At 59.5% G+C, this 11,883-nt stretch carries 9 protein-coding genes; 5 read left to right on the top strand and 4 right to left on the bottom strand.

What is annotated here, in order from left to right; translation table 11 throughout:
* The first annotated feature begins 584 nt into the window (after positions 1 to 584).
* Both IWX87_RS13495 and IWX87_RS13490 read left to right on the top strand, forming a co-directional pair.
* Positions 585 to 959 carry an XRE family transcriptional regulator gene (locus tag IWX87_RS13495; RefSeq protein WP_231374783.1) on the top strand — a complete coding sequence of 125 codons (375 nt, stop codon included), beginning with the start codon at positions 585 to 587 and terminating at the stop codon, positions 957 to 959.
* A 1-nt stretch (position 960) separates the two neighbouring features.
* On the top strand, positions 961 to 2,277 hold the full coding sequence (locus IWX87_RS13490; RefSeq protein WP_196864041.1) for a type II toxin-antitoxin system HipA family toxin: 1,317 nt from the start codon (positions 961 to 963) through the stop codon (positions 2,275 to 2,277).
* A 303-nt stretch (positions 2,278 to 2,580) separates the two neighbouring features.
* Here IWX87_RS13490 and IWX87_RS19900 read toward each other — a convergent pair whose 3' ends face one another.
* The 4 genes from IWX87_RS19900 to IWX87_RS13470 form a co-directional block, all read right to left on the bottom strand.
* Positions 2,581 to 2,703, bottom strand: a complete 123-nt coding sequence (locus IWX87_RS19900; RefSeq protein ID WP_255532186.1) for a hypothetical protein — start codon at positions 2,701 to 2,703, stop codon at positions 2,581 to 2,583.
* Between the two features lie 95 nt (positions 2,704 to 2,798).
* On the bottom strand, positions 2,799 to 3,719 hold the full coding sequence (locus IWX87_RS13480) for an MBL fold metallo-hydrolase (RefSeq protein ID WP_196864040.1): 921 nt from the start codon (positions 3,717 to 3,719) through the stop codon (positions 2,799 to 2,801).
* A 24-nt stretch (positions 3,720 to 3,743) separates the two neighbouring features.
* Positions 3,744 to 5,429 carry an AMP-binding protein gene (locus IWX87_RS13475; RefSeq protein WP_196864039.1) on the bottom strand — a complete coding sequence of 562 codons (1,686 nt, stop codon included), beginning with the start codon at positions 5,427 to 5,429 and terminating at the stop codon, positions 3,744 to 3,746.
* Positions 5,430 to 5,487: 58 nt separating this feature from the next.
* The gene (locus IWX87_RS13470; RefSeq protein ID WP_196864038.1) at positions 5,488 to 5,691 is read right to left on the bottom strand and encodes a hypothetical protein; all 204 of its coding nucleotides are present in this window, start codon (positions 5,689 to 5,691) and stop codon (positions 5,488 to 5,490) included.
* Positions 5,692 to 6,136: 445 nt separating this feature from the next.
* Between IWX87_RS13470 and IWX87_RS13465 the strand changes: the two genes are divergently transcribed.
* The 3 genes from IWX87_RS13465 to IWX87_RS13455 all read left to right on the top strand — a co-directional run bounded on the left by IWX87_RS13465 (position 6,137) and on the right by IWX87_RS13455 (position 11,839).
* Positions 6,137 to 7,045: a triacylglycerol lipase gene (locus IWX87_RS13465; RefSeq protein ID WP_196864037.1), complete on the top strand. Its 909-nt coding sequence runs from the start codon at positions 6,137 to 6,139 to the stop codon at positions 7,043 to 7,045.
* A 304-nt stretch (positions 7,046 to 7,349) separates the two neighbouring features.
* Positions 7,350 to 8,462: a response regulator gene (locus IWX87_RS13460; protein ID WP_196864036.1), complete on the top strand. Its 1,113-nt coding sequence runs from the start codon at positions 7,350 to 7,352 to the stop codon at positions 8,460 to 8,462.
* Positions 8,459 to 11,839 (top strand): response regulator, encoded by a 3,381-nt coding sequence (locus tag IWX87_RS13455; RefSeq protein ID WP_196864035.1) that lies wholly within the window; start codon positions 8,459 to 8,461, stop codon positions 11,837 to 11,839. Before IWX87_RS13460 ends, IWX87_RS13455 begins: the two co-directional genes overlap by 4 nt.
* The last annotated feature ends 44 nt before the right edge of the window (positions 11,840 to 11,883 follow it).

The following is an 11,883-nucleotide window of genomic DNA, read 5'->3' as shown; positions in this document are numbered from 1 at the left end:
TACACTTATCCACAGTTGCTGGTTCCAACACCAGCGACCCGCCCTGGGTCACTATTGGATCGGCAGGGTGGGTCAATATTCAATCGGCGCCGACAGTCTAGCAAGTACATGGCAGAAGGAGCACCTAACGAATGAATAAAAGGTTAAATTTTCGAAAACTATAGCCCACTAAAAATTTCCGAACTGGTCTCGGTACTGCTGCTCGCGCAGGCCGAGCAGCAAAAGCGGCTGTCGCTCGGCCGGCTCATGACCCCGCAAGAGGTCGACAACGCTTTTCGCGGCTGTTAGCCCGACGCGCACATTCCGCCGGGCTGGGTAGTTTGCGGCGCGGTGCTTCCGGCGGGTTTTGCGCTATTGCGAATACCGCACTTTCTGCGCGCCGTCACGCCACCCGCCTTGCTCGCGGCTTACACCACAGCTGCGCCGGCAGACGCAATGCGAGCGCCGGCCGACAGCTCACGGGCGCCTCGACGTCCCGGGTGCAGGACGTAACCAACGAGCGCGAAATTAGTTAGGTGATCCGGGCGACTTTTGGTCTTACGTAAATATAGATATTGACTTTATAGCCTATTTAGCTACATTCTATGTGTATGCCAAAAACCGCGCGCGCGCTCCTGCATCTTCCGTCAGCAACTGCCGCCGCCATCGAAAAGCTTGGTGCTGACTTGGCTGTCGCCCGCTTGCGCCGCAAGGAGTCATTGAAGACATGGGCAAAGCGCATGGGCGTATCTGTGCCCACGCTGCAGCGGCTTGAAGCCGGTGACCCTGGAGTTGGCATCGGCATCGTCGCGACCGCACTTTGGCTTATCAAGCGCGACGGCGAACTGAGCCATCTAGCGGCGCCGGAACACGACCAAGGCGCCATCGAAATGAATGTCCGGGAGGCCGTTGAACTGGGTCGCGCGCGCGCCCGAGCCTCCGCAGAAGCACATATAAGCGCAAACCGGACGAAAAGCTGAGATGCGATTGGACGACTTGTACCTCTGGCACCTGGGTAACCCGGCAACGCCGCGCTACGTCGGTGCATTAAAGCTCGTCCCCGCTGGCAAGGGCGTTTCCTTGCATTACGGGAAGCAGTGGCTGGCCAACGGGTTCGCACTGAGTGAGGACCTCCCGCTCGTTGACACGGAGTTCTTTCCTCCAGGCCGCTTGACCGCCGACACGCAGCGCGCGGTCGGTGCAGTCGACGACGCGCGGCCAGACCGATGGGGTGAGAAAGTCATTCGCTTCGTGGACAAACCCAAGCGCCTCTCTCTGATGGAGTACCTGTACTACGCCGGCGACGACCGATTCGGCGCGCTCGGTGTTTCTACTTCGTCGAGCAACTACAGCCCTCTAGCCCTGGGCCCGCTGCCTCGGCTAGAGGATGCGCAACAACTCAGTGAGGTGGCGGCCAAGGTTGAAGCCTCCGAGCCCCTTACTGCCTTGGAAGCCAAAATCATTGCGGGTGGCGGTAGTCCGCTCGGTGGCGCAAAGCCCAAGGCGCTCATCGACATCGATGGCCAGCAATGGGTCATCAAGTTCTTCAATAACGAGCCCGTCGACACACCGCTCATCGAGCACGCGACGATGACGCTGGCCGCGCGCGCAGGCATCACGGTGGCCGAGACGCAGCTCATTCCTCTCGTCGGGATGCACGCGGTCGCCATTCGCCGCTTCGACCGCGAGCGTGGTCAGAGAATTCACAGCATCTCGGCAGGCACTGCCATCCGGGCGGCAACCGCAGCGGGTGCCGAGCCCGAGATGGGATACCCCGCACTGGCGCAAATTCTCCGCCGGGTAGGCATTACCCAGGATGACATCAACCTTGAGGACGCGCGCGAGCTCTTTCGTCGCATGGTCTTCAACATCCTGGTCGACAACACGGATGACCACGAGAAGAACCACGCCCTACTGGTTGTAAACACGTTAGATAATGGCCGCTTTAAGCTGGCGCCGGCGTACGACGTCCTGCCGACGAATTCGGGGCAGGGGTTCCAGGAGTTCATCTGCGGCGACTACGGCCGAGACTCGACGCTCGAAAACGCGATGTCGCAGTGCGCTGCATTCGGGCTGCTGCCCGCGCAGGCTGCGAAAGAAGTCGCCGCCGTCATTCATGTCGTGAACACCTGGCAGCAGCACTTCGTGCACGCTGGGGTGTCGGAGCATGACATTGAGAGTCTGGCCGAGCGCATCGACGGCGCAGAACTCTTGACCCAGCGCATTGACTTTGACCAAACCCGGTTTCAGTCCGCGCCGGCGAGGAAAAAGAAAGCAAGCCCCTTTCGGCGCGCCTGACGACCTCACAGGACAGACCAGTCTGCGACCACGCGAGTGATGCCAACCGGAGTCGTTCGACGCCCGGCTCACGTTCTATTGCCCGCTGCATAAAGGAGACGGCATTTCAGCCGGGCTGATTCATGCCTGAAGAAAAAATCATCTTCAGACATGAAAGAACCGCACCAGTGGCGCTGGAGCGGTCTTTGCAGGGAAAAGCAGCTCCTAGCCAGAACGGCTAGCCTGCACGGCAGGTCTTTTTTTTCAGGCGCAGGGGTTGCTTCGCCGGTGTCGTCCTGCGGGATATTCAGGCAATCCTGCTGTTCAGGGGCGCCAGCCCAGTTGAGCGCTGAAAACCCGCGTGTGCCAGGTCGCGACCACGGCTTCGGTGCAGTACACATACTTGCCGACACGCACGCCAGGGGGGAATTCGCGTGCTTTGACCATGTTTTCGATGGTGCGGGCCGACAGGTTCAGGCGGGCGTCGTCGATGTCAACAATCTTGACCGCCGACCAAGGTAATTGTCGTCAACCATTTGGTCTTATAAATTGACGAGGTATTCGCCTTGGTGGCCCGCTACGCCGGTGGAGACCAGTTCGTTGCATAACTGCTCTATCCATTGACGCATCGGTATATCTGCAAAGAAATGCTGCCGGATCTGTTGAAAATAGGGGGTTTCCATGGCCCATTGTGTAAATTGATGGGTTGACTGGCGCTGGACCTCAAGCAGCTTGAACTTAAGCAATACCTTCACCGCATGCCTTGCATGTCGTGTTGGACTGGTGGTGAACGCATCCAGGCGCTGATACGCTTTGGACAGTGTCTCTGGCGTGTAATTGAAAATCCTTCCATGCCCTGGAATGATGATCTTTGGATTGAGCCGGCCGATCAGGGCCAGCGTAGCAGCAACTTCAGAAAAGGCGTCCTCGCCTTCAAGCTCCGGAAACACCACGCCGAAGCCGTTTTCCCATAAGGCGTCCGCTGAAATCAAGACTTGGGTGGAAGGTTCAAAAAAAACAACCGAATGCGGATCATGCCCGGGGGCTGCGTGAATTTGCCAGTCAGTCGTCCCGAATCGGATGTCGGTCCCGGGCTGAAGCGTCTGGTTGAAATTAAACCTTGGACACAACTGGCCGGTCGGTACATAAGTAAGCGCTACGGCATCCCATTGGGCAACCTGCCGGGCATGGCCGGGTGGAATCCATGTTTGAATCGCTTGATATCGTGCTTGCAAGGCGGCATTGCCTCCGCAATGGTCGCTGTGCAGGTGGGTGTTGACCAACGCATCAAGCGGGCTGTCACTCAGCACCGTTTCAACCAATGACAGTGTTTGTTCCGCGTGCGTTGAGTAGCCGCTGTCAACCAGCAAGGTTTTGTCGCCGCCGGTAAACAGGATATTGTTGCTTGAAAGCCATCCTCTTTCAAAGACATGCATACCTTCTGGCAGAACGTGTGCATCCATCACAAGCCTCTCGCTTTGTTTGAGTCAGGGTTTTGCACGCAATGCCCTCCTGAGGATTTTTCCGACATTGGTCTTGGGGAGGGCTTCGCGAAATTCAATGTATTTGGGCCGTTTGTAGCCCGTCAGGTGCTGCTTGCAATACGCGCTGATGTCGTCTTCTGTCAACGCGGGATCATTTTTAACCACAAAGACCTTGATGGCCTCGCCTTGTTTCTCGTCGGCAATGCCGATCGCCGCGCATTCGACAACGCCAGGGCACAGGGAAATGACATTTTCAAGTTCGTTGGGAAAGACATTAAAGCCCGAAACGATGATCATGTCCTTCTTGCGATCAATGATCCTGGTATATCCGTGCTCGTCCATGCTGCCGATGTCACCGGTGCGCATGAAACCGTCAGCAGTGAAGGCTTTTTCTGTTTCCTGTGCTTGTTGGTAGTACCCCGTCATGACCTGCGGACCCTTGATGCAAATCTCGCCATCCTGACCGGATTCAAGGCTGTTCCCCGCGTCATCCTTGATGGCAATCCAGATGCCGGGCAGGGGCAAACCGATGGTGCCCGAGAACACTTGGCTGTTGACCGGATTGTTGGTTCCGATGGCGCAGGTTTCACTCATGCCCCAGCCTTCGATCATGGGGCTGCCGGTGGCCTGCAACCACTGCCGGGCGGTTCCTTCAGACGCCGCCATGCCGCCGGCCTGCGAAATGCAAAGGCTTGAAAAATCGATGGTTTTGAAGTGCGGATGCTGAAGCAGGGCGTTGAACAGCGTATTGACGGCCGGCAGCATGTGAAAGGGACGTTTTTTTAATACCTCGATGAATTTCCCCACATCGCGGGGATTGGGAATCAGCGTGAGGTGCGCCCCCCAGCGGATGGTCAACAGGCACAGGGTCAGCGCGAAGATGTGGTACAGCGGCAGTGCTGCGATGTTGTTGATCCGGCTGACATCGCCGATCCGCCCCAAGGCCGGCGTAAACCAGGCCTCTGCCTGCAGGATGGCCGCCACGATATTGCGATGTGTAAGCACCGCCCCTTTTGACAGGCCTGTCGTGCCGCCGGTGTATTGCAGGAAAGCGATGGAGTCCAGCGTGCAATGCCCCGGTTTAAGCGTGAGCCGTTGACCTTCGACTATTGCACGCGCGAACGGCGTGACCGTCAGCCCGCTGTCCAGGCTAAACATATATGCAGGAACCATTTTCGCCAGATGCCTGACGGCAAAAGTGATCCACTGGCCATACGCGGCGCCAAGCAGATCGCCCATCGACGCCATGACGACATGCTTGAGCGCCGTGCGCTTGATCGCCTGGGCCAGCGTGGCCGCGAAGTTTTCAAGAATGACAATCGATGTTGCACCCGAGTCCTTGAGCTGATGCTCCAGTTCACGTGCCGTGTACAGTGGATTGACGTTGACGCAGGTATGGCCGGCGCGCAGGACTGCCGCCATGGCAACTGCAAACTGCGGCACGTTGGGCAGCATGATGGCGATCCGGGCGCCTGGCTCCAGGCCAAGCTGCTGCAGCCAGGCGCCCAAGGCTGCCGACAGATTGTCCAGTTCACGGTATGACATCCAGCGGTCCATGCAGACTGAAAATGGCTTGTCCGCGTGGGCCTTGAATGACTCTTCCAGCAACTGGCTCAGAGAAGTGAACTGCTCCGGCTGGATGTCGTGCGGTACGCCTTCCGGATAACTCTTGAGCCAATGTCGTTCCATAAACACTCCTTTCGGACCATTGTGAAAGCCTGGCGGTGGAAGCTTCCGCGGGCTTGTCCTAATGCATGCTGTCGGCTGCCAGCAAATGGCTCAATTTAGTCGCACAGGCGACATCGCCATGATCGAACAGTAAACGAATCCATTCGGATTCGCGCTGCCTGACCTGCGGCAGAACTTTTTCCAAACGGCCCATTTGCGCAAAGGCGTCAAAGCCGGTTTCCAGAAACTGTGGAAGCGCGTCCCGGCCAGCGGCGGTGGCCACGGGCGGCGCATCATCCTGAACAGGGTGCGTAGCCCAGATGCGGGGGGCAGGCTGTCAAGTTTTGTCCGAGATGCAGCAGCAGCACGTCAAGCTGATGCTGGCGCTTGGCCTGGTTGCCCGACTGGCACCAGCAGCCGACATACCGGACAAGCTCGCTATTTTTTGGCGCTAACCCGGCTGTCCATGCGCCAGGCGTTGGGACATCGTGTGGTCCAGCATTTCTGTCAGCGCATGGACCAGCCTGTCGACGGCTTCATATTGAACAAGCTGCAGAGACCGCCGCTGCATAGGCTGGTCTTTGCATTTACCGCGTCAGGCTTGGGCAAGGGACAGCACGACCTGCTAATGTCGCTTCCTCACAACCATGCCCTAACTGGCACTGCTGCGCAACGGTTTCCACCAGGAAACACCAAGCGGCCGGTGCACATTGCTTCTGTCTGACCTTATGCTCGCATTGCTGCAACGGATCATTACTTTGTCGATCATCGCTGCGGCTGGGGGATGGCTGTGGTTTTTTGGGGGGATCTCACCCTTCTTGGCTTGGGCAGGTTTCATGGTGATTGCGCTGGGCTACTCAGGGCTTCTTGCTATTGAATTGATACTTTCAAGGCAACTGAGCAAAAACGATCCGGTGCCGCAAGCGCGCTGGCGCGAAATTTTCACCGCCTGGTGGGGCGAAACTGTCACTGCGCCCCAAGTTTTCTGCTGGCGCCAGCCCTTTAGGCCGAATGCCATTGCTGACCAGCTGGGGGGGCCTGCTCAGGTCAAAGGGCACCGTGGCGTGGTGTTCGTGCATGGGTTCTTTTGCAACCGCGGGCTCTGGACGCCGTGGCTTGAACGCTTGCAAGGCAGTGGTCACGCCTTCATCGCCATCAATCTGGAGCCGTTGTTCGGCTCAATCGACGACTATGCGCCACAGATCGACGAGGCCGTCCTGCGTGTCACCCAAGCGAGCGGGCTGCCACCACTGATCGTCTGCCACAGCATGGGCGGCTTGGCGGCCCGGGCCTGGCTCAAGCGCATGAAGGCCGAGGCTCGCGTGCACCATGTGGTGACGATCGGCACGCCGCATCGGGGCACCTGGCTGGCGCGTTTTGGCCATGGCCTGAATGGCCGCCAAATGCGCCTGCTGTCAGCGTGGAACGCCGGACTGGACCATCAAATGCCAGCGGACCGCCATGCGCTGTTCACCTGCTGGTATTCGAACTGCGACAACATCGTGTTTCCGGCCAGTACCGCCACGCTGCCAAGTGCCTGCAACCGGCTGGTTCGCGGCGTGGCGCATGTGCAAATGGTTTTCGAGCCTGAAATCATGCATGCCACGCTGGCCTTGCTGGATCCCGTACCTGCCTGAGTTTCACTGGCAGGTGATGAGTGAGGGTAACTATGCGGGGAACAAAAAATTTCACGTTTTCCTGAGTGCGAAATCTAAATATGTAATATTTAAAATAAATACTTGTTTATTTGTGACAATTAAAATCTTCGGAATAGAGATTCCGTCGGACTGCCTTTTTGCAAAAACAAAAAGATATGTGTTGAGCATGAATCAACAGCCGCATGCATCGCGTGTTGTGCAAGCAATGCCGGGCATTGGTCGAACAAGGCTTGTCCGGTAGCCGTTCTGCACGGTCAGCAGTTGAAATTTAGCGAGAAATGTTATGCCCGCGATCGTGGTGATTGATGATGATGCAGGCACACGCTTGCTGGTAAGCCAGGTGTTGAAAAAAGAAGGCTATCAGGTACTCGCCGCAGAAGACGGCGTCAAGGGTCTGGCGCTGGTTCGCGAACACAAGCCTGACTTGGTCGTCAGCGACGTGCAAATGCCGCTGATGGATGGCTTCGAAGTACTTGACCAGGTGCGAAGCGATCCGCTGCTTGCGGCCACGTCGGTGATTTTGCTCACCTCGCTACAGGACCGCAGCTATATGCGCCTGGGCATGACCACCGGCGCCGACGATTATCTGACCAAGCCCTTTGCGCCGCACGAACTGCGCGAAGCCGTCAGCGCGCAGTTGCACAAGCGCGACCGGGCCGACGCCATGCGCACCCAGGTGGTTGACAAGGCGGTGCAACTGGCGCTCAACGCGCAGCGTCACAAGATTGGCGCTCTGTACGAAAGCCGCATGGTCAAGGCACTCAGTGCGCAGTGGCCCGACAGCAACACGGGGCCCAGCAGCGAGAAGTTCTCGAGTGCCACGGTACTGTATGCCGACATGCGCGATTACGCCCAGTGGACCCAGGCGCTGAGCAGCAGCGAACTTGGCGAGATCGTCCAGCTGCTCTACAGCAGTGTGGGCGACACGGTGTATCTGTTTGGCGCGCATTACATGCAGTTTGTCGGCGACGGAATGTTGTGTATTTTTGTCGATGCCGCCGACACCCAGTCGGTGAACCACGGGTTGCGGGCGGTCCGCGCCGCGTTGGGGCTGACGAATGCAACCCGGCGTATTGACGCCCATGTGCAGAAAAACCTGGCGGGTCGCGGGCTGCCGAAGTTTTCACTGGGTGTTGCGCTGCACAGCGGCCCGGTGGCTTTTGCCCAACTGGACGGATTGATCAGCCGCACCGGCCAGAGCACCCCTGTTGGAGAAACCGTGTCGGCAACGCTCAAGCTGTTTCAGGGGGAGCCGCGCTTGTCCTGGTCGGTGGCCGCCAGCGTGCAGGCGTATCGCCTGGTCACCGGTGCGGTGCGCACCGGTGAGCGCGCCTTGGTCCAGCTTCCCGGACGTGGTCAGCCCATGGATACGCTGGAAATCCTGGGTCTTGCATGAGATCAAGCCTGAGGCCACCGAAGACGTTCTCGTTGCGAACGGTGCTGATCGCCAGCCTGCTGCTGTTTTCGCTGCTTCCGGCCGCTACCGTGGGCTGGTTTTTGTACCGCAGCAATGTGCAAAGCGTGCAACTGCTGTCAGGAAAAATCATCGAGGACATGACCGAACGCATCAAGACGGATGTTGAAGGTCACCTGGCACAGGCACATGTCGTGCTGAATGGCATGGTTCCCGCTCAACCCGATGCGTCAGCCGTGCTGCGTGCGCGCCAATTGATTGCTTCGCCCGAATTGTTCGAGCAGGCGGCGTTTGCCATGACGCGCATGACGCCCGATGTGCCCCGGATGTATTTGGGAAGCCAGCATGGGGACTTCCTGGCGATTGACGCCTCCGCCCAGGACGCCACTGCCTTGGTGCGCGTGAGCGAACGCCAGACAGGCGGCGAAGGCCGGCGGTTTTTCATGGCCACGTCGCCCGGCGACCGCCGAGTTGAACTGCCTGCAGAAACCAGCATTTTTGAGCCGCGCAACCGGCCTTGGTACCAGGCGGCAATGGAAAACAAGGAGCGGGTGTTCACGCCAATATCGGTTTCTGCAAATGACCCGCAATTGCGCCTGACGCTGGCGCAGCCCGTCTACGGCGCCGATGGCGGTTCCCTGGGCGTTTTGGCTGTCGACCTGCCGCTCAAGCGATTGAACCAGATGCTTCAGGGCATGCGAATCAGCTCCCATGGCACGGTGTTCCTGCTCGACGAACAAGGTTTTTACGTGGCCAGTTCGACCGGCGATAAACTTTTTTCCAATAACTCCGGTGTTTTGCAGCGCTACAAACCCCTGCAAAGCCGAAACGCCATCATCCGGCAGGCTTACGGCGAAACTCTTTCCAGTCTGGGAAAAACACTGGAGTCCAGTGTGCAGCGCGTGTCTTTCCTGCGCCGCATCCCGATTGAGGGGGATACCCTGGTGGTCGCTTTGAAACCCTTTGGTGAAAGCATCGGCGTGCGCTGGAGTCTGGTGGTGGCTGCGCCCGAAAGCGACTTCACCGCCGCGACACGAGCGGCCCTGAAGGAAACGCTGGCCGTGACCGCGCTGATTCTGGCGCTGGGCGCGCTGTTGGCGATTGCGCTGGCCTGGCGGCTGAGCCTGCATTTCAGGCGCCTGGGAGAGGCCGCGGCGCTGTTGGCGCAGCACGAGGTGCTGCCCACGTACCCGGCCAGCCGCATTGACGAAGTGCGCCGGCTGTCCCGGTCCCTGCATGACAGCGCGCAAGAACTCAAGCGCAACCGGTCAGAAATCGAGGCGCAGACCGTGGCCCTGCACGAGGCCAACGAGACGCTGGAAGAGCGGGTGACAAGCCGCACTGCCGAACTGAACGCATCGCGTGACGAGGCGCTGGGCGCCGCCCGTGCCAAGGCAGCGTTTCTGGCCGCCATGAGCCATGAAATCCGCACACCGCTCAACGGCGTGGTCGGCATGACCACGCTGCTGGCCGACACACCGCTGGACGCCGAGCAGCGTGACTATGTGCACACCATGCGCATTTCCAGCGACCAGCTGCTCGGCGTGATCAACGATGTGCTGGATTTTTCCAAGATCGAATCGGGCAAGCTTGAGCTTGAGGACGAGGCGCTCAACCTGCTGGCCACGATAGAGGAAGCCTGCGACATCGGCGCGCCCCGCGCCCGTGAAAAAGGACTGGAACTGCTGGTGGACCTGGGCGACGACTTGCCCGGCTGGGCGCGCGGCGACGTGACGCGCCTGCGCCAGGTACTGCTCAACCTGGTGAACAATGCGGTCAAGTTCACCGACAACGGACAGGTTGTGGTCTCGGCCCGCATGCTGCAGGACTTTGGTTCGGACCAGCGTGGGCTGATTGAATTCCGCATCAAGGACAGCGGCATCGGCATTGAGCCGGATCGCCAGACCGGCCTGTTCCAGTCCTTTGTCCAGGTCGATGCCAGCACCACCCGCAAATACGGTGGTACTGGACTCGGACTGGCGATCTGCAAGCGTCTGGTCAAGCTGATGGGTGGCCAGATTGGCATGGAGTCGGCGCCCGGAGAAGGTTCGACCTTCTGGTTTACCGCCCGGCTGGGGCATGCAGAGGCGCCCGAAGTTGCCATGCTGTCTGACCTGCACCTGGTCAGCCTGGCCGGTAAGCAGGTGGTGGTGGTGGACGACACACCGCTCAACCTGCGCATTCTGGACAAGCAGCTCAGGCGCTGGGGCATGACGCCCGTGCTGTTTGAGCGCGCTGCCGAAGCGCTGGACTGGCTGGCCGGACAAGTGGTCGATGTGGTGATCAGCGACATGCACATGCCCGAGATGGACGGCTTGGACTTTGCCCGCCTGCTGCGCGAACGCATGCCTGCCACGCCCATCGTGCTGCTGACCTCGGGCACCATGCCGACTGGCGAGACAGCGCGGGTGTTCGATGCCCGGCTGCTCAAGCCCTACCGCCAATCACAGTTGTTTGAGGCTCTGGCGCGCGTCACATCTGCTTCAGCCGCTATTGAAAAAATATCACGGACTTCGCCGATCGTGTTCCGGAACCAGTTCATCCTGGTGGCTGATGACAATGCCATCAACCTCAAGGTCGCGCTGGCCATGCTGACCAAGCTGGGTTATGAGGCCGCTACTGCGGTCAACGGCCGGGAGGCGGTAGAGATGGTCGATGCGTCACTGCGCACCGGCCTGGGCGACCCGCCGCGTCAGTACGCCGCAATCCTGATGGATGCCAACATGCCGGTGATGGACGGCTATGTCGCTTCGCGCCTGATTCTTGCTGCGCACGGCGCGTCGGCGCCGCCGCTCATTGCGCTGACCGCCTCGGTGCTGGAAGAGGACCGCCAGCGCTGCCTGCAGGCCGGCATGATCGGCTTTTTGCCCAAGCCTTTGCGTATGGACGAGTTGTCCGAGGCGCTGGCGCGTTATGCCCGGCAACCCGGGCAAGAAATTGCGCCAGAACCCATCGCGCCTGTAACACAGGATGCTTCTGCGGGTCTGGAGCCAGAGCCACTGCTCATCGACTGGAGTCGGCTGGAGCAGTTCCGGGAGTTTGACGATGAAGACCTCAGCATGACGCGCGAGGTGATGATGCTTTTCATCACCGAGATGCCCCAGCGCACCGACGACATCCGCCGCGCCCTGGCCGCTTGCGATAGTGCCGTGCTGTCGCAGGCGGCCCATGCGCTCAAAGGTGCGGCTTCCAACGTGGGCGCGCAGTCCCTGAGCGATGCCTGCGCCGCTTTGGAGCATGCCTGCCTGCAGGGGCTGTGGCCTGCCGATGCCGCATTGCAGGTGGCAAGGCTGTTGGTCTTGGCCGAAAGAAGCTGCCAGTCACTGGAAGACTGGCCCGCCGCTCCGGCGGCTGTCTGAACAGCAACACCCCCGACAGAAAATCACTGCATGCAAAGAACCGG

This window comes from Polaromonas sp. CG_9.7 (genome assembly GCF_015752205.1).
Classification (GTDB): domain Bacteria; phylum Pseudomonadota; class Gammaproteobacteria; order Burkholderiales; family Burkholderiaceae_C; genus Polaromonas.
This window is presented reverse-complemented; position numbering and strand designations above follow the sequence as displayed.